Origin of the sequence: Gemmobacter aquatilis (genome assembly GCF_900110025.1) — a bacterium.
GTDB lineage: Bacteria > Pseudomonadota > Alphaproteobacteria > Rhodobacterales > Rhodobacteraceae > Gemmobacter > Gemmobacter aquatilis.
This window is the reverse complement of the sequence record NZ_FOCE01000001.1, coordinates 270,440-295,507: the sequence shown is the minus strand read 5'-3', so window position 1 is coordinate 295,507 and position 25,068 is coordinate 270,440. Positions and strand designations below refer to the sequence as shown.

Genomic DNA, 25,068 nt, shown 5'->3' with positions numbered 1-25,068 from the left:
GCAGCCAGACTGCGCCCGGAAAGTTAACGAATCATGGATCATCTCACAGCCCAAACCATTCTCCGCTCCGGTCAGTGGCTGCGCTCTGACAGCCGCGTCGTGCTGGGCTATGACGCGCGCTTTCTGCGCCGCAAACGGCTGGTGGCCGAGGATGGCAGCAGCTTTCTCGTGGATCTGGCCGAAACCACCAGTCTGGACCAGGGCGATGCCTTTCAGCTTTCCGATGGCCGGTTGATCGTCGTCATCGCCGCCGAAGAGCCGGTGGTCGAGGTGCGGGGCGATCTGCCGCGTCTCGCCTGGCATATCGGCAACCGCCACACCCCCTGCGAGATTGCCGGGGATCATCTGGTGATCCGCCGCGATCATGTGCTGGAAAAGATGCTGGCGGGCCTTGGCGCCGCGCTGACCCTGACCAGTGCGCCGTTCAAACCCGAAGGCGGCGCCTATGGCCATGGCCGCACCATGGGCCACGATCATGGCGACGGGAATTTTCATTTCCATGGCTGAGGACCGGCTTCTCCTCTGGCAATGGCTGTCGCCCGCCTTCCCGATCGGCGCCTTCGCCTATTCGCAGGGGCTGGAGCAGCCGATGGCCACCGGCGCCGTGCGCAACATCGCCGATGTCGAGGCCTGGGTGACCACGACCCTGCGCTTTGGCAGCCCACGGATGGATGCGATCTTCCTTGCCCAGGCCCGCGCCGGGGCAGACCCGGATCTGCTGTCCGACCTGCTGCTCAGCTACGCCACCTGCCCGGAACGCGAAACCGAACTGCTGGATCAGGGCCGCGCCTTTGCCGCACTGATCGGCACCATTACCGGCAAAACCGTCTCTATCCGGCCCTATCCGGTGGCGGTCGGCCTCGCCACGCGCGCGCTGGATGTGCCGACCGAGGAGGTGCTGTCCCTGTTCCTGCACGGGGCCGCCGCGCAGATGATCTCGGCCGCGACGCGCTTTCTGCCGCTGGGCCAGTCGGAGTCCCAAGCCCTGCTCAGCCGCCTCGCGCCTCTCTTCACCCAACTCGCCACCGAGGCGGCAACCGCCAGCCTTGACGACATCGCCACCTTCACGCCCGGCGCCGATATGGCGGCGATGCGCCACGAAACCCTCGAAGTCAGGATTTTCCGCACATGACAAGCCCGCATGGCCCCCTTCGTGTCGGCATCGGTGGCCCGGTGGGCGCCGGCAAGACCACGCTTACCGAAAAGCTGTGCGCCGCGCTGGCGAACCGCTGTTCAATGGCCGTGATCACGAATGACATCTACACCCGCGAGGATGCCGATTACCTGACCCGCGCGCAGGTTCTGCCCGCCAGCCGCATCCGCGGGGTCGAAACCGGCGGCTGCCCACATACTGCGATCCGCGAAGATGCCAGCATCAACCTCGCCGCCGTGGCCGATCTGCGCACCACCTTCCCCGATCTGGACCTGATCCTGATCGAAAGCGGCGGCGACAACCTTGCCGCGACCTTCAGCCCCGAACTGGCCGACCTGTCGATCTATGTGATCGACACCGCCGCCGGGCAGGACATTCCGCGCAAGAAGGGGCCGGGGCTGGCACGATCCGACCTGCTGGTGGTCAACAAGACCGATCTCGCCCCCCATGTCGGCGTCGATCTTGCCTTGCTGGAATCCGATACCAAAGCCGCCCGTGGCGCCCGCCCCTACGTCATGGCCCGCCTGCGCCAGAACCATGGCGTCGAGGAGGTGGTGCGCTTTCTGCAACAGGAGGGTGGCCTGATCCTTGCCTGACCGGCCTTTCCGCGCCGGATAATCCGGTATCGGAAATTAATACTTTTGTGTCATTGACCCTACGTCAGCCTTGTATGGGGGGGCCGTGGTGCCAATGTCACATAGAGCTGTAGCAAAGGAACCACAATGTTCGTTACCCCCAATCAGGCCGTCAGGCTGTCGATGCATACCGGCCTCATGTTGGCCGAGGCACAGATGGTCATCGCCATGCGGCTTTGGGGCATGGCGGGGTTCTGGAACGTGGCGCCGGAAGAAAATTCCCGCATGGTCCATGAAAAGACCGAAGCGATGACCGAAGCCGCACTGTCGGTCGGGCGTGCCATGCTCGGTGGCAAGGGCATCGCGGCGATTGCCATGTCGGCGCTGAAGCCGGTCCGCAGCCGCACGCGTTCCAACCTCAAGCGCCTGCAGGGCCGCGGGCCAGACCTGCCTTACTGACCCCGGTCAATGCGCGCTCCAGGCGTCCTTGCCCCACAGCGCCTTCAGCCGCGCATCCCGACCGCAGCCTTCGCGGTAAAACGTGTAGGCGTTCTTCTTCTGCATCGGCCCGCCGCGCGTCAGCACGATATCTGACGACTGGTAATAGCCCTGATGATAATCCTCCGCCGGCCAGAACGGCGCGGCAGGCAGGATCTTCGTCGCAATCGCCTGCCCCAACTGCTGCCCGGCCTGCGTCACCGCCGCCTCGGCCACCGTCTTTTCTGCGGCGTCAGAGACGAAAATCGCCGTCCGGTAGGTGTCGCCCCGGTCACAGAACTGCCCGCCCGCATCGGTCACGTCGATCGACCGCAGAAAGCGCGCCACCAGATCGGCATAGGGCAGCACCGCATCGTCATAGGTGATCTGCACCACCTCGTAATGCCCGGTATCGCCGCGCGACACCTCCTTGTAGGTCGGGTTCTCGCCCTTGCCGCCAGCAAAGCCCGACACCACGTCCTGCACGCCTTTCACCGCCTCGAAATCCGACTCCACGCACCAGAAGCAGCCGCCCGCCACCACTGCCTTGCGAATTTCGGCCTGCGCCGCGCCCGCCGCAAGGGCCAGGCCCATTGCCAGAACCACTGTCTTCATCACCATTCCTCCTGTTCGCCCAAAATCTGTGGCGCAGGTGCCGCCCGGGCAAGACACGCCTGCGTGATGCCGCCCCTTGCACCCGGCGCGCGCCCCGGCATAGCCTGCCCCGGCACAGGAGTTCCGCGCATGACAGATCACGTCACCACCCATCAGGCCGAAGATGACGCCCGCAACGAGGCGATCCTTCTCTACCTCAACGGGCGCATCCTGCCCAAGGCGCAGGCGCTCGTGTCGGTCTATGACGCGGGCTTCATGCTGGGCGATGGCGTGTGGGAGGGGATCCGTCTGTATAACGGCCGCTGGGCCTTCATCGAAGAGCATATCGAACGCCTGTTCGAGGCGGCGAAAGCGATTGATCTGACCATCGGGATGACGCCCGAGGCGGTGATTTCGGCGGTATTAGAGACGCAAAAGGCCAATGGCATGGAAACCGATGCCCATGCCCGGCTGATGGTCACGCGCGGCGTGAAATCGCGCCCGTTCCAGCACCCGTCGCTGTCGCGGCAGGGGCCGACGGTGGCCATCATCATGGAACATTCGCGCCCGAAGATCCCGCGCCCGATCCGCCTTGCCACCGTGCCGCATCTGCGCGGGTTGCCGATGACGCAAGACCCCAAGCTGAACAGCCATTCCAAGCTGAACTGCATCCTCGCCTGCATCGCCGCCGAAAAGGCTGGCGCGGACGAGGCGCTGATGCTGGATGTTCATGGTTTCGTGAACACGACGAACGCCTGCAATTTCTTCATCGTGAAGAAGGGCGAGGTTTGGACCTCGACCGGCGATTACTGCATGAACGGCATCACCCGCCGCAAGGTGATCGACCTGTGCCGCGCCAATGGCATCCCGGTGTACGAACGCAACTTCAGCCTCGTCGATACCTATGCGGCGGACGAGGCGTTTCTGACCGGCACCTTCGGGGCGCAGACCCCGGTCGGCGTGATCGACGGGCGGCAGATCGGCACGGGCGAGATGGGGCCGATGACCGCCCGCCTGCGCGACTTGTACAAAGACCTGGTGGGGGCTTGAGATGGAAAAACGCAGCACAGGGGGTGTACAGGGGGCGCACGCCGGCACGACGCATGTCGCCATGTGGTCCGGGCCGCGAAACCTGTCCACCGCGATGATGTATGCCTTCGCCGCCCGTGGCGATTGCGCGGTGTGGGACGAGCCGTTCTATGCCGCCTATCTGCGCGAAACCGGCCTCGATCACCCGATGCGCGAGGCGATCATCGCCACCCATGACGCCGATCCCGCCCGCGTCGCCGCCACTTGCGCCGGGCCGGTGCCAGATGGGAAAAGCCTGTTCTATCAAAAGCATATGACGCTGCACATGATCGAAGGCTTTGATCGCAGCTTCATGCGCGCCTGCGCCAATGTCTTCCTGATCCGCCATCCGGCACGGGTTGTCGCCAGCTATGCCAAAAAGCGCGAGGGGCCGACCTTGGCCGATATCGGCTTTGTCCAGCAGGCCGAACTGTTTGACGAGGTTGCAGGCTGGCTCGGCCAGCCGCCGCTGGTGATCGACAGTGCCGACATCCGCGATAACCCACGGGAAATGCTGGAAAAACTCTGCGCTGCGCTGGGCATCCCCTTCACCGAACGGATGCTGACCTGGCCCGCCGGGGGCCATGCGGCGGATGGAATCTGGGCCAGCCACTGGTATGGCGCCGTCCACCGCTCCACCGGGTTCGAAGACCCGGAAGGGCCGCTGCCCGATCTGGCGCCGGAATATCAGGATCTGGTGGAACAGGCCCTGCCCTTCTACAACCGATTGCGTGCCTTCACCCTGTAGCGCTGGGTCACCCCAGCAGCTTGGCCAGCCCCATGGCAACCCCCGGGTTGCCAGACAGCTTCAACTTGCCCATCGCCAGTGCCATCATCGGATTCAGCTTGCCTTTCAACAGGTTGACCAGATTTTCCTGGCTCAGCCGCAAGGTGCAATCCGTCTCGCGGTCTTGCGTGGTGGCGGTGCCATCGGCCAGTACGATCACCCCGGCCGCGCCACAATCGAATTTCAGGCTGCCCGAAAAGCTTTTCGTTTCCAATGCCTTGCGAATATCCGCCGCGATCTGTTCCATCATGCCATCCCCCTCGCTTGCGCTGCAGGTTGACGTTTGCGGCCCGCGCGTCAATCACGCCGTTGCGTCACAACGCAAAAGGCCGCGCCCGTTGCCCGGCGCGGCCTGAATGTTTCATGTGAAACAGTGGGTTACTTCTTGGCAACCCGCGCATTGCGCGTGGCGATCAGTTTCAGCCGCAGCGCGTTCAGGCGGATGAAGCCCGCCGCGTCCTTCTGATCGTAGGCGCCTGCATCTTCTTCAAACGTCACATGTTTTTCGCTGTACAGCGAGTGTTCCGACCAGCGGCCCACGCAATGGACCGAGCCTTTGTACAGCTTCAACCGCACGGTGCCGGTCACATGCTCTTGCGATTTGTCGATCAGCGCCTGCAGCATTTCCCGCTCGGGCGAGAACCAGAAGCCGTTATAGATCAGCTCGGCATAGCGCGGCATCAGGCTGTCTTTCAGGTGGCCCGCCCCGGCATCCAGCGTGATCTGTTCGATGCCGCGATGCGCTTCCAGCAGGATGGTGCCGCCGGGGGTTTCGTAGATCCCGCGCGATTTCATGCCGACAAAGCGGTTTTCCACGAAATCCAGCCGCCCGATCCCATGTTTGCCGCCGAATTCGTTCAGTTGGGTCAGGATCGTGGCGGGAGACAGCGCTTCGCCATTGATCGCCACAGCATCGCCGCGCTCGAAGGTGATTTCGATATATTCCGGGGTGTTGGGCGCATCTTCCGGGGCGACGGTGCGCTGATACACATAATCGGGTGCTTCCTCGGCAGGGTTTTCCAGCGCCTTGCCTTCAGAGGAGGTGTGCAGCAGGTTCGCATCGACCGAGAACGGCGCCTCGCCGCGCTTGTCTTTCGCAATCGGAATCTGGTTCGCCTCGGCAAACTCGATCAGCTTCGTGCGGCTGGTCAGATCCCATTCCCGCCACGGCGCGATCACGCGGATCGAGGGGTCCAGCGCATAGGCCGAAAGCTCGAACCGGACCTGATCATTGCCCTTGCCGGTTGCCCCATGTGCCACGGCATCGGCACCGTGTTTATGGGCAAGATCAACCAGATGCTTGGAAATCAGCGGCCGCGCGATCGAGGTGCCCAGCAGATACAGCCCCTCATACACCGCGTTGGCCCGGAACATCGGGAAGACGAAATCGCGCACGAACTCTTCGCGCACGTCCACGATATGGATGTTTTCCGGCTTGATCCCCAGCAGTTCGGCCTTGGCGCGGGCCGGTTCCAGCTCTTCCCCCTGCCCCAGATCGGCGGTGAAGGTGATCACCTCGCAACCATATTCGGTTTGCAGCCATTTCAGGATGATCGAGGTATCGAGACCGCCCGAATAGGCGAGGACGACTTTCTTGGGCTTGGACATGTCAGACGCTCCATCGCGGTTTCGCCCGCGATTAAAGGGAAAACGGCGGAAGGGCAAGCGCTGCCCGGTTGACAGGACGGCGGCTCTCTGACTGTTTCGGCACAACCCATGCAGGAGCACGAAATGAAAGCCTGGCAGATATTGACCCATTCGGTGCGGCAGGTCTTTGGCAACCTGCAGGCGGCGCTGCGGGTTTCCTGGGTGATCTTCCTTGCGGAAATGGCGCTTTCGGTGCTGTTCGGCGCATCGGGTTTTTCGATGCCGCTCTCGGCAGAGTCGGACATGGCCACCATTCTGGCGTCCGGTCTCATGGCTCTGCTGTTGCTGATGGGCTCGCTCTGGATTGCGGTGGCTTGGCACCGCTATGTGCTGCTGGTGGAAGAACCCCAGAGCCTGCTGCCGCCGTTCCATGGGCCGCAGATGCTGGACTACCTATTGAAATCCTTGGGGATTGCGCTGGTCATCGTCATGATTGGTGTGGTGATGTCGCTGCTGTCGGCCTTGTTGCTGGTGCCGCTGCTGGGCCCGCTTGCCGGTTCCCTGTCCATTTTTGCCGTGCTGATTCCCTGCCTTGTGGTCGGCTATCGCTTCAGCGCGATCCTGCCTGCCGCCGCCTTGGGTCGGCCCATCCGCTTCACCGCAGGGTGGGAGGCGACGATCGGCGAGTCCGGCGTCATGTTCGGGCTTGCTGCGATTTCCACGTTCGCCACGCTGCTGCTCAGCCTGCCGGGCGTGGTTCTGGGGCCGATTCCGGTTCTGGGCCTGCTGTGGGAACTGGCTTCGGGTTGGGTGCAGCTGATGGTCGGAATTTCCATTCTCACCACGCTTTATGGCCATTACATCGAAAAGCGCGCGCTGGTCTGATCTTGCCATTTCGGCCCGCGCGGGTCTAATCGGCACATGACCCAGTTTGCCCAAGCCGCCCGCCGCTCGACCCTGGCACTGCGTGACCTGTTCGAGGCCACGCCGTTGCAGCGCAATGACCACCTCTCCAACCGCTATGGCGCCGAGATCTGGCTCAAGCGCGAGGATCTGTCGCCGGTGCGCAGCTACAAGCTGCGCGGCGCGTTTACGGCGATGCGGAAGGTGCGCGGATCGAACCCTGACCAAAGGCATTTCGTCTGCGCCAGTGCGGGCAATCATGCGCAGGGCGTGGCCTATGCCTGCCGCCATTTCGGGGTGAAAGGCACGATTTTCATGCCGGTCACCACCCCGCAGCAGAAAATCGACAAGACCCGCACCTTCGGCGGCGATTCCATCGAGATCGTGCTGACCGGCGACTATTTCGATCAGACTCTGGCCGCCAGCCAGGCCTATTGCCGCGAACAGGGCGCACATTTCCTGTCGCCCTTCGACGATGCCGATGTGATCGAAGGGCAGGCGAGTGTCGGGGTCGAGATCCTCGATCAACTGGGCACCCCACCGGATCTGGTGATTCTGCCGGTGGGCGGGGGCGGTCTGGCTGCAGGGGTGACAACCTATCTGCGGGACGAGGCGCCGGGCATCGACTTTCGCTTTGTCGAGCCGCTGGGTGGCGCCAGCATGACGGCGGCGCTGGAGGCCGGGCACCCGGTCACGCTGCCGCGGGTGAACAGCTTTGTCGATGGCGCGGCGGTGGCGCGTCTGGGGGAACAGACCTTCTCCCGGCTGAGCTGGGCCGCGCCCGCGCAGGTGCTGCTGGCCCCCGAAGACCGTATCTGCGTCACCATGCTGGAGATGCTGAACGTCGAAGGCATCGTGCTGGAACCGGCAGGGGCGCTGTCGGTCGATGTGCTGCCGGTGTTGGCCGACGAGATTCGCGGCAAGACGGTGGTCTGCGTCACCTCAGGCGGCAACTTCGATTTCGAGCGTCTGCCCGAGGTCAAGGAACGCGCACAGCGGTTCGCCGGGCTGAAGAAATACTTCATCCTGCGGATGCCGCAGCGGCCCGGTGCCTTGCGCGAGTTCCTGACCATGCTCGGCCCCGAAGATGACATTTCCCGCTTTGAATACCTGAAGAAATCGGCGCGCAACTTTGGCTCGGTGCTGATCGGGATCGAGACGAAATCGGCCTCCAGCTTTGCCCGGTTCACCAACCGGATGGACGAGGCAGGCTTTGCCTACCGCGACATCACCGGCGATGATGCCCTGGCAGAGTTTCTCGTCTGACGGTCAGGCCGCGTCTGTTTTGGCCAGGGCTGCGTGAAACGCGGCCTTGGATTTGCGATAAAGCGCGGCCAAGGCCCTGAGATCGACCTCTTCCACCGCGCCGAGGGCAATCTTGCGTTCGCCATCCTGACACAGCTGCGCCATCTCGCGAAACCCGAGATTGAGGGCGCTTCCCTTCAGGAAATGCAGGTCGCGCCCGACCTGCAGGGCATCACCGCTGGCAGGCAGCCTTGCAACCACCTCGTCCGTTTCCTCCAGAAACAGCGCGATCACTTCATCGAAGCCATCCACCCCGACCTCGGCCTTCAGATCGGCCACCCTTTCCCAGTCAATCATCATAACCCCCAGCCTGCGGCCTGTTCCACACAGCCCCAGCCTGACCGTGGCGGTTTAACAATCCGTTAGGCGCTGCCAGCCTTTTCCGCGCAATTTTAGGTTTCACTCTCTCTTAAGCTCCGCCGCCGATTTTGGTGAAATTCGTTTGCGGAGTTGGGTCGTGGTGAGTGTGGGCAAGATTGAAAGAAATGTGCTTCGGGCGCCGCTGACGCCGCGCCGGGTGCTTGTCGTCGATGACAGCAAGGCGCAGCGCAAGGTTCTGTCGCTATCGCTGATGCGCTGGGGCTATCAGGTGATGGAGGCGGGAACCGGCGAGGAGGCGCTGGAGATGTGTCGGCGTACCGATTTCGACATCGTGCTGTCGGACTGGGTGATGCCGGGCATTTCGGGCCTGGATTTCTGCAAGGCGTTCAGGGCCTTGCCGCACGAAAGATATGGGTACTTCATCCTTCTCACCTCCAAATCCGAGAAGGGCGAGGTGGCGCTGGGGCTGGATGTCGGGGCGGATGATTTCCTGACCAAGCCGGTGAACGCCGATGAGTTGCACGCAAGGCTGCGCGCGGGGGAGCGTATCCTCGGGATGCACCGGGAATTGATGGAGAAGAACCGTCTGATCGGCAGCACCTTGGGCGAATTGCAGAAGCTGTATGATTCGCTGGACCGGGATCTGATCGAGGCGCGCAAGCTGCAACAGACGCTGGCGCGTGACCGGCACCGCGATTTCGGGCGGGGGACGGCCTCGATCCTGCTGCGGCCCTCGGGGCATGTGGGCGGGGATCTGGTCGGGTTCTTTGAAATCAGCGCCCGGCGGGTGGCGCTGTATTCGGTCGATGTGTCGGGGCATGGTGTGGCTTCGGCGATGATGACGGCGCGGCTGGCGGGGCTGTTGTCAGGCGCCTCGCCCGATCAGAACATCGCGCTGACCGGCGGGGTAGAGGGCGCGCGCGATGCCTGGCCGCCCGAAATGGTCGCGGCACGGTTCAACCGCATGATGCTGGAAGACATGCAGGTGGAACAGTATTTCACCATGGCCTATGCCGAGGTGGATCTGGAAACCGGCCGGGTGCAACTGGTGCAGGCCGGGCATCCACACCCGATGGTCATCCGTGCGGCGGGCGGGGTTGAACAGATCGGCCATGGTGGCCTGCCGATCGGGCTTTTGCCCAATGTCGCGTTCGAACGGATCGAGGCGCGGCTGCATCCCGGCGACCGGCTGTTTCTGGTGTCGGACGGGGTGACGGAATGTCCGGCGCTGGATGGCGGGGAGTTCGGGTCAGAGGGGTTGGAGCGGTTCTTGCGGCGCAATGCCGATACCGAAGCCCAGGCCCTGCTGGAGGCATTGGTCTGGGAACTGAACGGTCATACCGGCGGTGCCGATTTTCCCGACGATGTGTCGGGCGTGCTGTTCCACTATCGCGGCTGACGCAGCGCCCGGGCCAGAAAGGCGCGGTCTCCGGGGTTGCCCAGCATGTCAACGGCGGCCGCGGCGGGCAGCCAGACTGCGCTGTGGCCCGGCTCTGTCGGCGGGCAGATCTGCCGCGCGGGGCGTGCCAGATAGACGGTGCATAGCTTTTCGGCCCAGAGATCATATTCCGGCATGTAGCAGAACCGCCGAAACGCACCGAGCCGCCGCGTGATGGCGACATGCCAGCCGGTTTCCTCCATCACCTCGCGGTGCAGGGCGGCGATCGGGTGTTCGCCCCGGTCGATCCCGCCGCCCGGCAGTTGAAACTCCGGCGTCGGGGCTTCCTGAAAGGTGGCCAGCACATCTGCGCCTTGCAGAAGCACCGCATAGACCCCGGGCCGCAGCCGATAGCGCTGCCCCGGCCTTACCGCTTCGCCCACTCGTCTGATCATGCTCTTGGACCCCGAACTTGCCGCGCCTATATAGTCGCGGTATGCCAAGACTGGCACCGTTAGGAAACCCCCATGACCATTGGTTCGCAAATCGCCTGGGACGATACTGTCCTGCCATTCCAACTCGATCTGTCCGACATCCGCGGCCGGATTGCGCGTCTGGATGGCGTGCTGGATCAGGTGCTGAAGCAGCACGCCTATCCGCCGCAGATCGAGGCGCTGGTTTGCGAGGCCGCGCTGCTGACCGCGCTGATCGGGCAGACGATCAAGCTGCGCTGGCGGCTGTCGCTGCAGATCCGTGGTCTCGGTGCGGTCAAGATGATCGCCACCGATTATTATGGCCCGACCGATGATGGCGAGCCCGCGCGCATCCGCGCCTATGCCAACTTCGTCGCGGAAGAGCTTGATCCGCAGGCCAAACCCTTTGACCTGATCGGCGAGGGCTATTTTGTCATCGTGATCGACCAAGGCGCCGGGATGGTGCCGTATCAAGGCATCACGCCGTTGGACGGTGGCTCGCTTTCCGCCTGTGCCGAGACGTATTTTGCCCAGTCGGAACAGTTGCCGACCCGCTTTGCGCTGACCTATGGCCGCAGTCAGGAACCTGGGGTGGCGCCGCGCTGGCGCGCTGGGGGCGTGATGATCCAGCATATGCCGAAAGCCTCGCCCTTCGTGGCGCAGGGTGGTGGCTCGGGTGAGGGGGGGCTGCTGCAGGCGGGTGATATTGTCGAGGGCGAAGTGGGTGAAAACTGGCGACGGGTGAATCTGCTGCTGGATACGGTGGAGGAGCTGGAGCTGATCGGCCCGGTTGTCACGCCGACCGATCTGCTGGTGCGGCTGTTCCACGAGGAAGGGCCGCGGGTCTTTGAGACGCAGCCGGTGCGCTTTGGCTGTTCCTGTTCGGCCGAGAAAGTGCGGTCGTCCCTGTCGATCTATTCGGCCAAGGATCTGACGCATATGACCACACCCGAAGGCATCCTGACCGCAGATTGCCAGTTCTGTGGTGCGCATTACGAGTTTGACCCGAAGACGCTTGGCTTCGAGGCGGAACAGGCGGCGCGCGATGGGGCCTGAGGCGCTGATCCGGGCGCTGGCTCGGCCGGCGCCCGCAAGCTCCGACTATGACCTGAACCCCGAGGTCGTGTTGCCGCCGGGACGAAAACTGCGCGCCGCCGCCGTTCTGGTGGCGGTGTGCGCGGGGCCGGGCGGCCCCTCGGTCTTGTTGACCAAGCGGGCCTCGGGGTTGAAGCACCATCCGGGGCAGATCGCCTTTCCGGGCGGAAAGATCGACGCGGGCGATGCCTCGCCCGAGGCGGCGGCGCTGCGCGAGGCGCATGAGGAGGTGGGGCTGGAGGCCGGGCTGGTGACGCTGCTGGGGCGGCTGCCGGTGCATGAAACGGTGACCGGCTATACCGTGACCCCGGTCTTGGGCCATATCAGAGGCGATTTTGCTACCCGTGCCGAGGCGGGTGAGGTGGAAGAAGTGTTCCGTGTGCCGCTGGCGCATCTGGCCGATCCGGCGCAGTTCCGGGTGGAGCGGCGGATGTGGCGCGGCCAGTGGCGGCGCTATTACGCCGTGCCCTACGGGCCTTATTACATCTGGGGCGCCACGGCGCGCATCCTGCGCGGACTGGCCGACAGGCTGGCGCCGTGAAGGTCATCGGCGGCTGGATCGCGGCGGAGCCGACACAGCGGGTTTGCGCTGCGCTGACCGGGGCCGGGTTCCGGGCGCTGTTCGTGGGCGGCTGCGTGCGCAATGCGCTGCTGGGCGTGCCGGTTGCGGATATTGACATCGCGTCGGACGCGGCGCCGGGCGAGGTGACGCGGCTGGCCGAACGGGCCGGGCTGAAGGTGGTGCCGACTGGCATAGACCACGGCACGGTGACGGTGATTGCCGAGGGCATCGCGCATGAGGTCACCACCTTCCGCCGCGATGTGGAAACCGACGGGCGCCGCGCGGTCGTGGCCTTTTCTGCGCGGATCGAAGACGACGCCGCGCGCCGCGATTTTACGATGAACGCGCTTTATGCCACGCCCGAAGGGCAGGTGATCGACCCGCTGGGCGGCTTGCCGGATCTGCTGGTGCGGCGGGTGCGGTTTGTCGGCGATGCCGAGGCGCGCATCCGCGAGGATTACCTGCGCATCCTGCGTTTCTTCCGGTTTCATGCGATTTATGGCGACCCTGAGGGGGGGCTTGATCCCGAAGGGCTGGCCGCCTGTGCCGCCCATTCCGCAGGATTAGAGACACTTTCGGCCGAACGGATCGGCGCCGAGATGCGCAAGCTGCTGTCGGCTGCTGACCCTGCGCCTGCGGTGGCCGCGATGGCCATGGCCGGGGTGTTGGGGCATGTGCTGCCGGGTGCCGACCCGCGCGGGCTGGCGCCGCTGGTGCATCTGGAGGCCGGGCGGGCACCGCATTGGCCGCGCCGCCTGCTGGTGCTGGGGGGCGAGGATGTCACCGACCGTTGGCGTCTGTCACGCGCCGACAGCCGGGCCATGGAGCGGTTGCGCGCCGCCTTGGGTGACATGTCGGCACCGGCAGAGCTGGGCTATCGTCTGGGCGCCGAACAGGCAGCGGATGTGATGCTGGCCCGCGCCGCCCTGTTCGCGACGCCGCTGCCCGAGGGCTGGCAGGCCGAGATTGCGCGCGGGGCTGCGGCGGTGTTTCCGGTGCGTCCTGCCGATCTGATGCCTGCGCTGCAAGGGGCGGCATTGGGTGCGCGGTTGAAAGAGCTGGAGGCCGCCTGGATCGCCTCGGGCCTGCGGGCTTCCCGTGCGGAACTCTTGGGCTGATCGGTTTTCCTTTCGGTCAAAATCGCCTATATCTTGGGGCGCAAGCATTCCAAGGCCTTCCTCATGTTTCGTTTTTTTGAAGGGCTCGTTGATCCCTATCGGCCCTATGTGCATTCGGATACTCCGCCACGCCGGCTCTGGCCGTTTCTGAAAGAGTATATCCAGCCGTTCCATGGCGTGTTTGCCGTGACGGCGGCACTGTCGATCATCGCGGCTTCGGCGGATGTGGCGCTGATCTGGTATGTCGGGCGGATGGTCGATCTGCTGGCCAATGGCAGCCCGCAGGAGGTGTGGGCCAGCCATGGGGGCGAGATCATCCTTGTCGGTCTGGCGGTGTTGATCCTGCGCCCGGCGCTGCTGGTGGCCAATGTCGCGCTGCTGCACAACACGATCCTGCCGAATTTCGGTACGATGATCCGCTACCGCGCGCATGACCATGTGCTGCGCCAGCCGGTGGGCTGGTTTGAAAGCGATTTTGCGGGGCGTATTGCCAACCGCATCATGCAGACGCCCCCGGCGGCGGGGGATGCGGTGTTCCAGACTTTTGATGCGGTGGCCTTCGCCTCGGTCACCATTGTTGGCGCCGGGGTGATGCTGGCGGATGCGGATTTGCGGCTGCTGCTGCCGCTGCTGATCTGGTTCGCGCTGTATGCGGCACTGGTGCGCTGGACCCTGCGGCGGGCGGGGCCTGCGTCGAAGGCCAGCAGCGATGCGCGCTCGGCGGTGACGGGGCGCGTGGTGGATGCCTATTCCAACATCCACTCGGTCAAGCTGTTCGCCCATCACGATCTGGAAATGCGCCATGCGACCGAGGCGATCGAGACGGCGCGGGTGAAATTTCAGCACGAAATGCGCGTCGTCACCAAGATGGATCTGGCGCTGACCGTGTTGAACGGGTTCCTGATCGTGGCGGTGACGGGCTGGGCCTTGCTGCTGTGGTATCAGGGCCAGGCCAGCGTGGGCACGGTGGCGGCGGCCACCACGCTGGTGTTGCGGCTGAACAACATGACCTACTGGATCATGTGGGCCACGACATCGCTGGTGCAGGCGCTGGGCGTGGTGCAGGAGGGGATGGAGACGATCACCCAGCCGATCGGCCTTGTCGATGCGCCGCGCGCGCAGCCGCTGCGGCTGACCAAGGGCGAAATCGTGCTGGATCATGTGTCGCATCATTACGGGCGCGGGTCGGGCGGGTTGCGCGATGTGATCCTGACCATCCGACCGGGCGAGCGGATCGGGGTCGTGGGCCGTTCGGGCGCCGGGAAATCGACACTGGTGAAGCTGATGCTGCGCTTCTACGACACCGAGGCGGGCCGCATCCTGATCGACGGGCAGGATATCGCCCGGGTCACGCAAGACAGCCTGCGCCGCGAGATCGGCATGGTTCAGCAGGACAGCAGCCTGCTGCATCGGTCGGTGCGCGAAAATATCCTTTATGGGCGGCCCGATGCGACCGAGGCCGAGATGATCGCCGCCGCCAGGCGGGCCGAGGCGCATGAGTTCATCCTGACGCTGCAAGATCCGGAAGGGCGCACAGGCTATGATGCCCATGTGGGCGAACGCGGGGTGAAACTCTCGGGCGGGCAGCGGCAGCGCATCGGGCTGGCGCGCGTCATCCTGAAGGATGCGCCGATCCTGATTCTGGACGAGGCGACAAGCGCCTTGGACAGCGAAGTGGAGGCGGCGATTCAAGAGGCGCTGTATGGCGTGATGCAGGGCAAGACGGTGATCGCCATCGCGCACAGACTTTCCACCATTTCGGCCATGGACCGCATCGTCGTGCTGGAGGATGGTGCGGTGGCCGAAGAGGGCAGCCATACTGATCTTCTGGCGCAAGGCGGGCTCTATGCCCGGTTCTGGGCCCGCCAGTCCGGCGGTTTCATCGGCACGGAGGATGAGGCGTGAAGGCTTTACGGGCGCTTGCGGGATTTATCGACGCGTTCCGCCCGGCGGAAGGTGCCCCACCGCAGAGCCTTGGCGGGTTTTTCAACTGGTGCCTGCGCGGCGCCTGGCCGCCCCTGATCTTGGCCGGGGTGATTTCATCCCTCGCGGGCACGACCGAGGTGGTTTCGGCGCTGATCCTCGGCTGGGTGGTGGATGCGGCGGTTTCCACCGGGCCTGCGGGCTTCTTTGCCAACCACCTGCACCTGCTGCTGTGGTTCGTCGCCTTCTACCTGTTCTTCCGCCCGTTGGCCTTCGCCTTCTCCTCTGCCTCCAACGCGATCATCATCGGGCCGAATGTCATGCCGCTGGTGCTGAGCCGGTTGCATCGCTGGACGCTGGGGCAAAGCGTTACCTTCTTTGACAATGATTTTGCCGGGCGGATCGCGCAAAAGCAGATGCAGGCGGCGCGGGCGGTGACGGATGTGGCGACAGAGGTGATCAACACCGTCTGTTTCGCGCTGGCCTCGGTGATCGGATCGGCGATCTTCCTGATTGCGATTGATGCGCGGATCGCGGTGGCGCTGATGGTCTGGCTGGTCAGCTATCTGGCGCTGATCCGGTTCTTTCTGCCCAAGGTGAAGGTGAACTCGTCGGCACGGGCCGCGGCGCGGGCGATGGTGTCGGGGCAGGTGGTGGATACGATCACCAATATCAAGACGGTGAAGCTGTTCGCCCATGCCGCCTTCGAGGATCGCGTCGCGCTGAAAAGCATGGAGGTGTTTCGCGCCCGCAGTATCGAGTTTGGCGAGATTTCCACATGGTTCCGCTTTTCGCTGATGACGCTGGCGGGGGTGCTGCCGGTGCTGCTGATCGGTGGGACGGTGGTGCTGTGGCAGCAGGGGGCGGCGACGGCGGGGGCGATTGCCGCGGCGGGGGCCGTGGCCATGCGCATCGCGCAGATGACCGGCTGGGTCAGCTTCACGCTGATGTCGATCTATACCAGCGTGGGCGAGGTGGAAGACGGGATGCGCACGCTGTCGGTGCCGCATCAACTGGCCGATGCGCCGGGCGCGGTGGAGCTGCCGCGTGTGGCGGGGGCGATCCGGTTCGATCACGCCTCTTTCGCCTATGGGCGCAAGCGGGGTGGGGTGGATGATCTGACGCTGGATATCCGGGCGGGCGAAAAGCTGGGGATCGTGGGGGCTTCGGGGGCGGGGAAATCGACCTTGGTTTCGCTGCTCTTGCGGCTCTATGACTGCGAAAAGGGGCGGATTCTGGTGGATGATGCCGATGTGCGGGGTGTGACGCAGGAAAGCCTGCGCCGCCAGATCGGCATGGTCACGCAGGAAACCGCGATGTTCAACCGATCTGCCCGCGACAATATCGCTTACGGTCGCCCCGATGCGTCCGAGGCCGAAATCATCGCCGCTGCGCAGGCCGCCGAGGCGCATGAGTTCATTCTGGCGATGGAGGATCATCAGGGCCGCAAGGGTTATGATGCCTTTCTGGGCGAGCGGGGGGTGAAGCTGTCGGGCGGGCAGCGGCAGCGGATCGCGCTGGCGCGGGCCTTTCTGAAAGACGCGCCGATTTTGGTGCTCGACGAGGCGACCAGCGCATTGGACAGCGAGGTGGAGGCCAGTATTCAGGAGGCGCTGGGCCGGGTGATGGTCGGCAAGACCGTGCTGGCCATCGCGCACCGGCTTTCGACCATCGTGATGATGGACCGGATCGTGGTGCTGGATGCGGGGCGGATCGTCGAACAGGGCAGCCATGATCAGCTTCTGGCGCTGGGGGGGCTTTACGCGCGCTACTGGAACAGGCAATCCGGGGGCTTCATCGGCGTGGAAGAAGCAGAGGCGGCGGAATGAAACTGACCATCGAGCGGCTGGGGCATCTGGGCGACGGGATCGCGCAGGGGCTGGACGGGCCTGTCTATGTGCCGCAGACGCTGCCCGGTGAAGAGGTGGAGGGCGAGCTGCAGGGGGATACGCTGCGCGGCGTGCGGATCCTGACGCCCTCGGCTGACCGGGTGAAACCGCCCTGTGCCCATGCCAAAAGCTGTGGTGGCTGTCTGATGCAGCATGTGCGCGATGATGTGGTGGCCGACTGGAAGCTGGGCATCGTGAAGGGCGCGCTGGCGGGGCAGGGGTTGGAGGCGGTGCTGCTCCCAATCATCACCTCGCCGCCCCGATCGCGGCGGCGGGCGGTGATCGCCGGGCGCCGCACCAAGGGTGGCGCGATGCTGGGCTTTCACGCGCGCGGGTCGGATCTGCTGATTCCGGTGCCGAACTGCCAGTTGCTGCACCCCGATCTGATGGCCGCCTTTCCGGCGCTGGAGGCGCTTGTGGTGGCGGGCGGGTCGCGCACGACGGAGCTTTCACTGACCATCACCCGCACGCTGGCTGGGCCGGATGTGGCGGTGGCGGGCGGCAAGCCGCTGGATTCCGCGCTGCGGCTGGATCTGGCGCGGATCTGCGAGGCGCATGGCCTGTCGCGTGTGACATGGGAAGATGAAACGGTCGCCCTGCGCGCTGCCCCGATGCAGCGGTTTGGCAAGGCTCTGGTCGCCCCGCCGCCGGGCGTTTTTCTGCAGGCGACCGCCGAGGGCGAGGCTGCCTTGCTGGCAGCGGTGCGCGCGGCGGTGGGGCAGGCGGGCCGAATCACCGATCTGTTCGCGGGGGCGGGCACCTTCAGCCTGCCGCTGGCCGAACAGGCGGATATTCACGCGGTTGAAGGCGATGCCGCAATGATCGCAGCGCTCGACAAGGGCTGGCGGCAGGCGCAGGGCCTGCACCGCGTGCGGGCCGAGACGCGCGACTTGTTCCGCCGCCCGCTGGAGCCTGACGAGTTCAAGGGCGTGGAGGCGGTGGTGATCGACCCGCCGCGCGCCGGGGCCGAGGCGCAGACGGCCACATTGGCCCGATCCGGGGTGCCGGTGATCGCCGCCGTATCCTGCAACCCGGCCACATTCGCGCGCGATGCCAAGGTGTTGCTGGCGGGGGGCTATCGGCTGGACTGGGTGCAGGTGGTGGATCAGTTCCGCTGGTCGGCGCATGTGGAACTGGCGGCGCGCTTCAGCCGCGTCTGAAGCTGCGCACGTTTCTTTTGTTGCTCTGTGGATTTCTGCAGGGTTAACGCCCCTAGGCAGATCATGCTATTTTGCGTATGGGCAGGAAAAAGAAACAACAAATACAGGCGTTCCATGACCATCCTTCGGGTTCTTCTGGCCCTTGTGCTTGCTTTTGGCATCACCGCTTGCGGGCAGAAGGGGAAATTCCGCAGCTATGACGGGCCTTCTGTGACCTCGATCCAGGTGCACAAGGCAGCGCGGAAGATGTATTTGCTGCACAATTCCGAGGTGCTGGAAGAATACGACGTGGCGCTTGGGTTCACTCCGGTCGGCCACAAGCAGTTCGAGGGAGACGGCAAGACCCCGGAAGGCACCTATTTCATCAACCGCCATAATCCGAACAGCCGGTATCACCTGTCGCTTGGCATCTCCTACCCCAACCGGGAGGACAAGGCCTTTGCCGAGGCGCAGGGCAAATCGCCGGGCGGCGATATCATGATTCATGGCCGGTCAGACTATAAGGGCCGCAACAAGGGTGACTGGACCGCAGGCTGCATCGCCGTGACGGACAAGGAGATGGAAGTGGTCTATTCCATGGTCCGCCGCAGGACGCCGGTTTACATCCTGCCCTGAGCCGGGATGCAGAAAGGGGCCCGAAGGCCCCTTTTGTGTCATTTTTTTGTCCGACGGCGTTACTGGCCAACGAGATTGTCCATCTCGGACGTGGTTTCGCGGCCAAGCGCGGTGATGTTCACATTGGCGACCGGCGGGCGCGTGCTGTCGCCGGTGACCAGCGTCCACCAGATCTTGCCGTTCGGCTCCTGATACCAGGCGAAGCCAAGTTCGTTCACTTTCGGCTCCAGCAGCACGCCGCGCGTCTCGGCCTGGGTGGACCAGTCGGCCAGCGTCTCCATCTCGGTCTCGTAGGTTTCGGCGATCAGCTCGCCCATGAAATGGCCAGCGTAACCGGCACGCTGGGCGCGCAACAGCGGCGAGGAGCCGTCGGAGCCGAAATGCCACGGGCGGTTTTGCGCAGACATGTCGCGCGAATGGGCGGCGGCGGCGGCGCTGAGCTGGGCGTTCAACTGCACAGGAGACACGCCCTTGGCAGAGCGCAGCGCGTTGAGCGAGTCGAGCACCCGGTAGGGGATTTCTGCCTCGTCCGCTCTGGACATCTTGTAGACGCGCGGCAGCGGGCGCCCGTCGGCGCCAAACTGCTCTTGCGGGATCGGGCTGCTGCACGCGGAAAGCAGCGCCACGGCGCAGAGGGCCAGAACCGGAAATCTCGTCATCTTCTGTTCACCAAAGCGTATATGATCGCCCGTCCTTAGCCAATTCATTGGGCAGGTTCAAACGCAAGTCTGCGTGATCCCGCCGAATGACGTGTGTTTGATTTGCGAAGTGGCGCTGGCGCCGCTAATAGACGCGCATGTCAAACCGCAAGGAGTTCAGCGGATGTCTGCTGACGATACGTTCATGCCCAGCCGTCGCGCGGTTCTGGGTGCTGCGGCAGCCGTGATGGGCACGGCCGCCCTGCCGGCCTTCGCCCAGAGCGAGGGGTCGGTGCGTGCAAATATCTCCAGCTTCCGGATGCTGGATTGGCAACCCTATTTCACCACTCTGGCGAAGGGCGCCATTCTGGTCGATACCGAATCCCGCGCGTTGCATTTCTGGTCGGAAGACCAGACGATTTACCGGCTGTACCCGACTTCGGTGCCGGTTTCTGCCGATCTGACCCGCAAGGGCCGGACCGAGATCATCAAGAAGGTGGTCGGCCCGGAATGGCGCCCGACGCCTTCGATGCTGGAACGCAACCCCGACTGGCCGGAATACATTGGCCCGGGCCCGGACAATCCGCTGGGCACCCGCGCGCTTTGGCTGTCCTGGACCTATTATCGCATCCACGGCACGCATGACACGCGCAAGATCGGGCGCAAATCGTCCAATGGTTGCATCGGCATGTATAACGAACACGTCGAAGAATTGTTCGAGATGGCACAAATCGGGACACAGGTGTTGCTAATTTGACGCCATGGCGCTGTGGAGGCTCAATGGCGCTTGGCTGTCATTGCGTGTATGTGCGTTCAAGATTACACAGCGATCTACGAGGTACAGTCTTGGGTGCGTTACGTCGCCTCTGCAACATTCGACGTGACGCAATATCTGGAGGTTAACATGAAGAAACTTGCACTCGCAGCCGCCCTGTCGGTCGCCGCTTCCACCGCTTTCGCTGGCGGCATGGTTGAGCCGGTCATGGAGCCGGAAGTTGTTGAAGCGGCGACGTCGTCGTCGTCGGGCGGCGTGATCATCCCGCTGCTGCTCCTGCTCGTTGTGGCCGCTGTCGCTGCCAACTGAGCCGGGTCACCCCGAAAAGAAAAGGGCGGCAGGGAAACCTGTCGCCCTTTTCGTTTTGTCTGGCCGGGTTCAGACCCAGCCAGACAGATTTTCGCGGATCACCGCCGTCAGCGCAGCAACATGCGCCGCATCATCGTTCAGGCAGGGAATATAGGTGAAGCTTTCGCCGCCTGCGTGTTCAAACGCTTCGCGGATCTCGCCGTTGATTTCCTCCAGCGTCTCGATGCAGTCGGCGGAAAAGGCCGGGGCAATCACTGCGATGCGTTTCTTGCCCTGTTTCGCCAGCTCGGCGACATGTTCCACAGTATAGGGCTTCAGCCATTCTTCCGGCCCGAAAACCGACTGGAAGGTGGTGATGATCGCCCCCTTCTCCCAGCCCAGCCGTTCGCGCAGCAGGCGCGAGGTTTTCTGGCACTGGCAGTGATAGGGGTCGCCCGACATCAGATAGCGCTTCGGCATCCCGTGATACGAGGCCACCAGCACGTCGGGCCGCTGCTCCAGCCCGGCATAGGCGCGTTCCACCGACTGGGCCAGCGCCTCGATATACAGTGGATGGTCAAAATATTCGGCCACGGTGCGCGCAGCGGGCTGGCGCTTTTCCTTCATCAAGGCGCGAAAGAAGGCGTCATTGGCGGTGGCCGAGGTGGCACCTGCGTAATGCGGATACAGCGGGAAGAACAGGATCTTCTCGCAGCCCGCCGCGATCATCGCCTTCACCCTGGATTCGGTGGAAGGGTTGCCGTAGCGCATACAGAAATCGACCATAACCTGATCGCCGTAAGCCGCCTGCATCTGGGCGGCGATGGCGGCGGTCTGGTCCTTGGTGATGGTCATCAGCGGGCTTTCGCCCTTGTCGTGGTTCCAGATCAGCTTGTAATTCGCCCCCGAGGTGAAGGGGCGCTTGGTCAGGATGATCAGCTGCAGCAGCGGCTGCCATTTCCAGCTGGCATAGTCGATCACCCGTTTGTCGGACAGAAACTCGTTCAGATAGCGCCGCATCGACCAGTAATCGTAATGGTCCGGCGTGCCGAGATTGGCCAGCAACACGCCGACTTTCGCGGCTTTCACCGGCGGATGGTCGGTGGGGGCATGGGCCAGCCGGCCTTCGCCGGGGCGGATCGCCTGATCGCGGGCAGCGTCCAGCATTGTCTCTCTCCTGTCTGTCATCCCGCCCGAGATAGCCTTGGCACAGCCGGGGTCAATCGGCTTTCGTGGCGGCTTTCAATGCGTCTTCCAGTCGCTGGATCGCCGAACCGGGGCGCAGCGGTTTTTGCTGGCTGTCATGCGGGGCCCAGCCGGTCAGGCAGATCACCTCGAAACTGGCACTGACGCGGCCGTCCGGCAGGGCATAGGCCTCGTGATAGCGGCGCGCGGCCTCGGCCAGCACGGCGCGGCGGGTGGGGTGGCGCTGCCGGGCGGCCAGCGCATTGCCCTCGCCCATCGCGCGCAGATCGTGCATCAGGTGAAAGGCGTCGCGGTAGCTGACGGTTTTGGTGAAACTGTCGGCCACCGGCAGGTTCAGCCCGGCCCGCTGCAACAGTGCACCCAGATCGCGAATCTCGCCCATCGGCAGCACGCGGGGGCTCAGGCCACCCGTCACCGTCGCCTCGGCCTCGGCCAGTGCGGCGCGCAATTCGTGCAGCGTCTGCCCGCCCAACGAAAATCCAAGGAACAGCCCGTCCGGCCGCAGTGCCCGGCGGCATTGCACCAGTTGCCCCACCGGATCGCTGGCCCAGTGCAGCGCCATGGCATGAATCACCAGATCATGCGCCTCGGGCGCCAGATCCAGCACCTCGTCATCGGGCACGATTTTCGCGCCGGGCAGCACATTTTGCCAGATTTCCGGGAAACCCGTGACGATGGCGGGTGCGGTGAACGTCCTGTTAACCGGAATCAGTCTTTCCTGAACCTCGAAGACCGTCTCCTCGTGCAGGAACAGCGCGTCGCGGCGGGCGCGGGCGCGGTTGCGGGCAAGGGCGGTGCGGTCGGTGAGCTGAGGGGGGGTCTGCATCATGCCTCCGTTTGGCGGGACCATAGGAGGGTCGGATGAGAATGCAAGCGGCTGTGCACCTGGTTTTTCCGCCACAATGCCTGAGTTGCGATGCGCTGGTGACCACCGATTTCGGGCTTTGCGCCCGCTGCTGGCGCGAAACGCCGTTCATCGCCGGGCTGACCTGCGATTGCTGCGGGATGCCGCTGCCGGGGGACGACCCGGGCCATGCGGTGCAATGCGACGATTGCCTTGCGATTGCCCGCCCGTGGAGCCGGGGGCGCGCAGCGATGCTTTATCGGGACAACGGGCGGCGGCTGGTGATGGCGCTGAAACATGGGGATCGGCTGGATCTGGCGAAACCTGCTGCGGGCTGGCTGCACCGGGTGGCCGCCCCGCTGCTGGCGCCCGATACGCTGCTGGCGCCGGTGCCGCTGCACTGGCTGCGGATGTTGAAACGGCGCTACAACCAGTCGGCGCTGTTGGCCGGGGCGCTGGCGCGGCGCACCGATCTGCCGCATTGCCCCGATCTGCTGATCCGCGCCCGCAACACCCGCAGCCAGGAGGGGCGGGACCGCGAGGGCCGCTTTGCCAATGTCGCCGATGCGTTCAAGGTGAACCCGAAGCGGCTGTGGCAGGTGCAGGGGCGCCCTGTGCTGCTGGTGGATGATGTGATGACCTCGGGCGCGACGCTGGCGGCCTGTGCCGAGTCCTGTCTGGCGGCAGGGGCGGCGCGGGTCGATGTCGTTGTGCTGACGCGCGTTGCGAAAGACGGCTGAAGCCCTATAGTTGCTGCACCCGCGAAGACTGACCCCGAGAGTGCGCATATGAAGCCCGTCGAAATCTACACCACCCCGACTTGCCCCTATTGTCTGGCGGCGAAGCGCCTGCTGACCAAGAAGGGCGCCGCTTTCACCGAGATCGACGTGAGCCGCGACCCGGATCTGCGCATGGCGATGATGCAACGCGCCGCCGGTCGCCGCACCGTGCCGCAGATCTTCATCGGCGGGCAGCATGTCGGCGGCAGCGATGACATCCATGCGCTGGATCACGAGGGCAAGCTTGACGCCCTGCTGGCAGGGTAAGGCGATGCGCATCGGTCTTGTGCAACTGACGGTCGGGGATGATCCGGCGGAAAACCTGCCGGAAACGCTGGCCCTGATCCGCGCTGCGGCGCAGGGCGGGGCAGGGTTTGTGCTGACGCCTGAATGTACCAATGCGCTCAGCTCTGACCGTGCGCATCAGCGCAAGGTTTTGCGGCTGGAGGAGGACGACCCGACACTGGCCGCACTGCGTGCCGAGGCGCGGGATCTGGGCATCTGGCTGCTGATCGGCTCGCTGGGTCTATTGACCACGGATGCCGACGGGCGCTTTGCCAACCGGTCTTTCCTGATCGACCCACAGGGGGAAATTGTCGCGCGCTATGACAAGATCCACATGTTCGATGTGAACGTGACGGAAACCGAGGTTTACCGCGAATCGGCGGGCTATCGGCCCGGCACGCAGGCGGTGGTGGCCGATACGCCCTTTGGCAAGATCGGCATGGCCGTGTGCTATGACCTGCGCTTTCCGCATCTGTTCCGCCGTCTGGCGCAAGCGGGCGCGCAGATCCTGACGGTGCCAGCCGCGTTCAACCATCTGACCGGGCAGGCCCATTGGGAAACCCTGCTGCGCGCCCGCGCGATCGAAACCGGCTGTTTCGTGCTGGCCCCGGCCCAGACCGGCTTTCACCCGGAACGCGAGGGCAAGGGACGCCAGACCTACGGCCACAGCCTGGCCATTGCCCCCTGGGGCGAGATCATCGCCGAAGCGGGCGTGAAGCCCGGCGTGACCTTCGCCGAGATTGATCTGGCCGAGGTGGAGAAAGCGCGGGCGCGCGTGCCCTCGCTGACGCATGACCGCGCGTTCGACGGCCCGTAATGGCAGAGAAAACCGACGATATTGCCATCGCCCTGTTCGGCGAGCTGTTCATGGCGGATCAGCTTGCCCGCAACCGCATTTCCAAGGTTCTGCCCAAGGGGATGGAGATTTCGCATTTCGGCGTGCTGAACCATCTGGCCCGTATCCAGGAAGAACGCACACCCGCGCAGCTCGCTTCCAGCTTTCATGTGACGCGGGGCGCGATGACCAACACGCTGGCCAAGCTGGAATGGGCGGGGCATGTGCATATCCGCCCCGACTGGGATGATGCGCGGCGCAAGTTCGTGGCGATCAGCCCGGCGGGAAGGGCGGCGCGCGATGCGGCAGTGCAGGCCATCGCACCGCTGATCGGCGAGGTTGTCACCTCGCTCGGCGCGGATCGGGTCCGCGCCGTGTTGCCGGTGCTGCGTGAATTGCGCACAAAGCTGGAAGGCGACGACTGAGCGCCGCCTT

At 64.4% G+C, this 25,068-nt stretch carries 30 protein-coding genes; 22 read left to right on the top strand and 8 right to left on the bottom strand.

What is annotated here, in order from left to right:
* Window positions 1-33 precede the first annotated feature (33 nt).
* From BMX43_RS01410 to BMX43_RS01395, 4 genes are all read left to right on the top strand, one after another.
* Complete coding sequence (locus BMX43_RS01410; RefSeq protein WP_091295722.1) at window positions 34-507, top strand: urease accessory protein UreE; 474 nt, start codon at window positions 34-36, stop codon at window positions 505-507.
* Window positions 500-1,132: an urease accessory UreF family protein gene (locus tag BMX43_RS01405; RefSeq protein ID WP_091295719.1), complete on the top strand. Its 633-nt coding sequence runs from the start codon at window positions 500-502 to the stop codon at window positions 1,130-1,132. Before BMX43_RS01410 ends, BMX43_RS01405 begins: the two co-directional genes overlap by 8 nt.
* Entirely contained in the window at window positions 1,129-1,749 is a 621-nt protein-coding gene (gene ureG, locus BMX43_RS01400) for an urease accessory protein UreG (protein WP_091295717.1), read from the top strand. The genes BMX43_RS01405 and ureG overlap by 4 nt, the downstream gene beginning before the upstream one ends.
* Window positions 1,750-1,875: 126 nt before the next feature.
* The gene (locus tag BMX43_RS01395) at window positions 1,876-2,187 is read left to right on the top strand and encodes a hypothetical protein (protein ID WP_091295715.1); all 312 of its coding nucleotides are present in this window, start codon (window positions 1,876-1,878) and stop codon (window positions 2,185-2,187) included.
* Window positions 2,188-2,193: 6 nt separating this feature from the next.
* Here BMX43_RS01395 and msrA read toward each other — a convergent pair whose 3' ends face one another.
* Window positions 2,194-2,820 carry a peptide-methionine (S)-S-oxide reductase MsrA gene (msrA, locus tag BMX43_RS01390; RefSeq protein ID WP_091297034.1) on the bottom strand — a complete coding sequence of 209 codons (627 nt, stop codon included), beginning with the start codon at window positions 2,818-2,820 and terminating at the stop codon, window positions 2,194-2,196.
* Window positions 2,821-2,949: 129 nt separating this feature from the next.
* Between msrA and BMX43_RS01385 the strand changes: the two genes are divergently transcribed.
* Entirely contained in the window at window positions 2,950-3,849 is a 900-nt protein-coding gene (locus tag BMX43_RS01385) for a D-amino acid aminotransferase (protein WP_091295712.1), read from the top strand.
* Window positions 3,850-3,910: 61 nt separating this feature from the next.
* Complete coding sequence (locus tag BMX43_RS01380; protein WP_091297029.1) at window positions 3,911-4,615, top strand: sulfotransferase-like domain-containing protein; 705 nt, start codon at window positions 3,911-3,913, stop codon at window positions 4,613-4,615.
* 7 nt (window positions 4,616-4,622) lie between these two features.
* Here the strand turns inward: BMX43_RS01380 and BMX43_RS01375 are convergent, their stop codons facing one another.
* On the bottom strand, window positions 4,623-4,904 hold the full coding sequence (locus tag BMX43_RS01375) for an SCP2 sterol-binding domain-containing protein (RefSeq protein WP_091295710.1): 282 nt from the start codon (window positions 4,902-4,904) through the stop codon (window positions 4,623-4,625).
* A gap of 128 nt (window positions 4,905-5,032) precedes the next feature.
* Window positions 5,033-6,262, bottom strand: a complete 1,230-nt coding sequence (locus BMX43_RS01370; RefSeq protein ID WP_091295707.1) for an argininosuccinate synthase — start codon at window positions 6,260-6,262, stop codon at window positions 5,033-5,035.
* A gap of 123 nt (window positions 6,263-6,385) precedes the next feature.
* Between BMX43_RS01370 and BMX43_RS01365 the strand changes: the two genes are divergently transcribed.
* Window positions 6,386-7,126: a hypothetical protein gene (locus BMX43_RS01365; protein WP_139201503.1), complete on the top strand. Its 741-nt coding sequence runs from the start codon at window positions 6,386-6,388 to the stop codon at window positions 7,124-7,126.
* 36 nt (window positions 7,127-7,162) lie between these two features.
* Complete coding sequence (gene ilvA, locus BMX43_RS01360; protein WP_091295701.1) at window positions 7,163-8,410, top strand: threonine ammonia-lyase IlvA; 1,248 nt, start codon at window positions 7,163-7,165, stop codon at window positions 8,408-8,410.
* A gap of 3 nt (window positions 8,411-8,413) precedes the next feature.
* Here ilvA and BMX43_RS01355 read toward each other — a convergent pair whose 3' ends face one another.
* Window positions 8,414-8,728, bottom strand: coding sequence for an Hpt domain-containing protein (locus BMX43_RS01355; RefSeq protein WP_342711036.1), 315 nt, complete (start codon window positions 8,726-8,728; stop codon window positions 8,414-8,416).
* A 208-nt stretch (window positions 8,729-8,936) separates the two neighbouring features.
* Between BMX43_RS01355 and BMX43_RS01350 the strand changes: the two genes are divergently transcribed.
* Entirely contained in the window at window positions 8,937-10,169 is a 1,233-nt protein-coding gene (locus BMX43_RS01350; protein WP_281243102.1) for a PP2C family protein-serine/threonine phosphatase, read from the top strand.
* On the opposite strand, the gene BMX43_RS01345 is transcribed toward BMX43_RS01350, so the two are convergent.
* A complete protein-coding gene (locus tag BMX43_RS01345; RefSeq protein WP_091295698.1) occupies window positions 10,157-10,603 on the bottom strand; it encodes an NUDIX hydrolase in 447 nt (148 codons plus the stop codon). The two genes, BMX43_RS01350 and BMX43_RS01345, sit on opposite strands and share 13 nt — an antisense overlap.
* 72 nt (window positions 10,604-10,675) lie before the next feature.
* Between BMX43_RS01345 and hslO the strand changes: the two genes are divergently transcribed.
* The 7 genes from hslO (at window position 10,676) to BMX43_RS01310 (ending at window position 18,983) form a co-directional block, all read left to right on the top strand.
* A complete protein-coding gene (gene hslO / locus BMX43_RS01340; protein ID WP_091295694.1) occupies window positions 10,676-11,677 on the top strand; it encodes an Hsp33 family molecular chaperone HslO in 1,002 nt (333 codons plus the stop codon).
* Window positions 11,667-12,257 carry a CoA pyrophosphatase gene (locus BMX43_RS01335; protein WP_091295691.1) on the top strand — a complete coding sequence of 197 codons (591 nt, stop codon included), beginning with the start codon at window positions 11,667-11,669 and terminating at the stop codon, window positions 12,255-12,257. Before hslO ends, BMX43_RS01335 begins: the two co-directional genes overlap by 11 nt.
* On the top strand, window positions 12,254-13,396 hold the full coding sequence (locus BMX43_RS01330; protein ID WP_091295687.1) for a CCA tRNA nucleotidyltransferase: 1,143 nt from the start codon (window positions 12,254-12,256) through the stop codon (window positions 13,394-13,396). Before BMX43_RS01335 ends, BMX43_RS01330 begins: the two co-directional genes overlap by 4 nt.
* 63 nt (window positions 13,397-13,459) lie before the next feature.
* Window positions 13,460-15,301, top strand: coding sequence for an ABC transporter ATP-binding protein (locus BMX43_RS01325; RefSeq protein ID WP_091297022.1), 1,842 nt, complete (start codon window positions 13,460-13,462; stop codon window positions 15,299-15,301).
* Window positions 15,298-17,148, top strand: coding sequence for an ABC transporter ATP-binding protein (locus BMX43_RS01320; protein ID WP_175481990.1), 1,851 nt, complete (start codon window positions 15,298-15,300; stop codon window positions 17,146-17,148). The genes BMX43_RS01325 and BMX43_RS01320 overlap by 4 nt, the downstream gene beginning before the upstream one ends.
* Entirely contained in the window at window positions 17,145-18,368 is a 1,224-nt protein-coding gene (locus BMX43_RS01315; protein WP_091295684.1) for a class I SAM-dependent RNA methyltransferase, read from the top strand. The genes BMX43_RS01320 and BMX43_RS01315 overlap by 4 nt, the downstream gene beginning before the upstream one ends.
* Before the next feature lie 114 nt (window positions 18,369-18,482).
* On the top strand, window positions 18,483-18,983 hold the full coding sequence (locus BMX43_RS01310) for a L,D-transpeptidase family protein (protein WP_091295682.1): 501 nt from the start codon (window positions 18,483-18,485) through the stop codon (window positions 18,981-18,983).
* Window positions 18,984-19,042: 59 nt separating this feature from the next.
* Here the strand turns inward: BMX43_RS01310 and dalA are convergent, their stop codons facing one another.
* A complete protein-coding gene (gene dalA / locus BMX43_RS01305; RefSeq protein WP_091295679.1) occupies window positions 19,043-19,642 on the bottom strand; it encodes a divisome-associated lipoprotein DalA in 600 nt (199 codons plus the stop codon).
* 163 nt (window positions 19,643-19,805) lie between these two features.
* On the opposite strand from dalA, the gene BMX43_RS01300 reads away from it, so the two are divergent.
* Window positions 19,806-20,378 carry a L,D-transpeptidase gene (locus BMX43_RS01300; protein ID WP_091295676.1) on the top strand — a complete coding sequence of 191 codons (573 nt, stop codon included), beginning with the start codon at window positions 19,806-19,808 and terminating at the stop codon, window positions 20,376-20,378.
* A 147-nt stretch (window positions 20,379-20,525) separates the two neighbouring features.
* Window positions 20,526-20,705, top strand: coding sequence for a hypothetical protein (locus BMX43_RS01295; protein WP_091297015.1), 180 nt, complete (start codon window positions 20,526-20,528; stop codon window positions 20,703-20,705).
* Window positions 20,706-20,774: 69 nt separating this feature from the next.
* On the opposite strand, the gene hemH is transcribed toward BMX43_RS01295, so the two are convergent.
* A complete protein-coding gene (hemH, locus tag BMX43_RS01290; RefSeq protein WP_175481989.1) occupies window positions 20,775-21,851 on the bottom strand; it encodes a ferrochelatase in 1,077 nt (358 codons plus the stop codon).
* A gap of 52 nt (window positions 21,852-21,903) precedes the next feature.
* A complete protein-coding gene (locus BMX43_RS01285; RefSeq protein ID WP_091297012.1) occupies window positions 21,904-22,716 on the bottom strand; it encodes a methyltransferase domain-containing protein in 813 nt (270 codons plus the stop codon).
* A gap of 35 nt (window positions 22,717-22,751) precedes the next feature.
* On the opposite strand from BMX43_RS01285, the gene BMX43_RS01280 reads away from it, so the two are divergent.
* Genes BMX43_RS01280 through BMX43_RS01265 form a run of 4 tightly spaced genes read left to right on the top strand, consistent with a single transcriptional unit; the run spans window position 22,752 to window position 25,058 of the window.
* Window positions 22,752-23,474 (top strand): ComF family protein, encoded by a 723-nt coding sequence (locus tag BMX43_RS01280; RefSeq protein WP_091295669.1) that lies wholly within the window; start codon window positions 22,752-22,754, stop codon window positions 23,472-23,474.
* Between the two features lie 48 nt (window positions 23,475-23,522).
* Entirely contained in the window at window positions 23,523-23,780 is a 258-nt protein-coding gene (gene grxC / locus BMX43_RS01275) for a glutaredoxin 3 (protein WP_091295667.1), read from the top strand.
* Between the two features lie 4 nt (window positions 23,781-23,784).
* Entirely contained in the window at window positions 23,785-24,615 is an 831-nt protein-coding gene (locus tag BMX43_RS01270; protein ID WP_091295664.1) for a carbon-nitrogen hydrolase family protein, read from the top strand.
* Entirely contained in the window at window positions 24,615-25,058 is a 444-nt protein-coding gene (locus tag BMX43_RS01265; RefSeq protein WP_091295661.1) for a MarR family winged helix-turn-helix transcriptional regulator, read from the top strand. Before BMX43_RS01270 ends, BMX43_RS01265 begins: the two co-directional genes overlap by 1 nt.
* Window positions 25,059-25,068: the final 10 nt, after the last annotated feature.

Coding starts and splice junctions, on each gene's coding strand:
- BMX43_RS01410 (WP_091295722.1), top strand. CDS start 34: ATGGATCATCTCACAGCCCAAACCATTCTCCGCTCCGGTCAGTGGCTG.
- BMX43_RS01405 (WP_091295719.1), top strand. CDS start 500: ATGGCTGAGGACCGGCTTCTCCTCTGGCAATGGCTGTCGCCCGCCTTC.
- ureG (WP_091295717.1), top strand. CDS start 1,129: ATGACAAGCCCGCATGGCCCCCTTCGTGTCGGCATCGGTGGCCCGGTG.
- BMX43_RS01395 (WP_091295715.1), top strand. CDS start 1,876: ATGTTCGTTACCCCCAATCAGGCCGTCAGGCTGTCGATGCATACCGGC.
- msrA (WP_091297034.1), bottom strand. CDS start 2,820: ATGAAGACAGTGGTTCTGGCAATGGGCCTGGCCCTTGCGGCGGGCGCG.
- BMX43_RS01385 (WP_091295712.1), top strand. CDS start 2,950: ATGACAGATCACGTCACCACCCATCAGGCCGAAGATGACGCCCGCAAC.
- BMX43_RS01380 (WP_091297029.1), top strand. CDS start 3,911: ATGTGGTCCGGGCCGCGAAACCTGTCCACCGCGATGATGTATGCCTTC.
- BMX43_RS01375 (WP_091295710.1), bottom strand. CDS start 4,904: ATGATGGAACAGATCGCGGCGGATATTCGCAAGGCATTGGAAACGAAA.
- BMX43_RS01370 (WP_091295707.1), bottom strand. CDS start 6,262: ATGTCCAAGCCCAAGAAAGTCGTCCTCGCCTATTCGGGCGGTCTCGAT.
- BMX43_RS01365 (WP_139201503.1), top strand. CDS start 6,386: ATGAAAGCCTGGCAGATATTGACCCATTCGGTGCGGCAGGTCTTTGGC.
- ilvA (WP_091295701.1), top strand. CDS start 7,163: ATGACCCAGTTTGCCCAAGCCGCCCGCCGCTCGACCCTGGCACTGCGT.
- BMX43_RS01345 (WP_091295698.1), bottom strand. CDS start 10,603: ATGATCAGACGAGTGGGCGAAGCGGTAAGGCCGGGGCAGCGCTATCGG.
- hslO (WP_091295694.1), top strand. CDS start 10,676: ATGACCATTGGTTCGCAAATCGCCTGGGACGATACTGTCCTGCCATTC.
- BMX43_RS01335 (WP_091295691.1), top strand. CDS start 11,667: ATGGGGCCTGAGGCGCTGATCCGGGCGCTGGCTCGGCCGGCGCCCGCA.
- BMX43_RS01325 (WP_091297022.1), top strand. CDS start 13,460: ATGTTTCGTTTTTTTGAAGGGCTCGTTGATCCCTATCGGCCCTATGTG.
- BMX43_RS01315 (WP_091295684.1), top strand. CDS start 17,145: ATGAAACTGACCATCGAGCGGCTGGGGCATCTGGGCGACGGGATCGCG.
- BMX43_RS01310 (WP_091295682.1), top strand. CDS start 18,483: ATGACCATCCTTCGGGTTCTTCTGGCCCTTGTGCTTGCTTTTGGCATC.
- dalA (WP_091295679.1), bottom strand. CDS start 19,642: ATGACGAGATTTCCGGTTCTGGCCCTCTGCGCCGTGGCGCTGCTTTCC.
- BMX43_RS01300 (WP_091295676.1), top strand. CDS start 19,806: ATGTCTGCTGACGATACGTTCATGCCCAGCCGTCGCGCGGTTCTGGGT.
- BMX43_RS01295 (WP_091297015.1), top strand. CDS start 20,526: ATGAAGAAACTTGCACTCGCAGCCGCCCTGTCGGTCGCCGCTTCCACC.
- hemH (WP_175481989.1), bottom strand. CDS start 21,851: ATGCTGGACGCTGCCCGCGATCAGGCGATCCGCCCCGGCGAAGGCCGG.
- BMX43_RS01285 (WP_091297012.1), bottom strand. CDS start 22,716: ATGCAGACCCCCCCTCAGCTCACCGACCGCACCGCCCTTGCCCGCAAC.
- BMX43_RS01280 (WP_091295669.1), top strand. CDS start 22,752: ATGAGAATGCAAGCGGCTGTGCACCTGGTTTTTCCGCCACAATGCCTG.
- grxC (WP_091295667.1), top strand. CDS start 23,523: ATGAAGCCCGTCGAAATCTACACCACCCCGACTTGCCCCTATTGTCTG.
- BMX43_RS01270 (WP_091295664.1), top strand. CDS start 23,785: ATGCGCATCGGTCTTGTGCAACTGACGGTCGGGGATGATCCGGCGGAA.
- BMX43_RS01265 (WP_091295661.1), top strand. CDS start 24,615: ATGGCAGAGAAAACCGACGATATTGCCATCGCCCTGTTCGGCGAGCTG.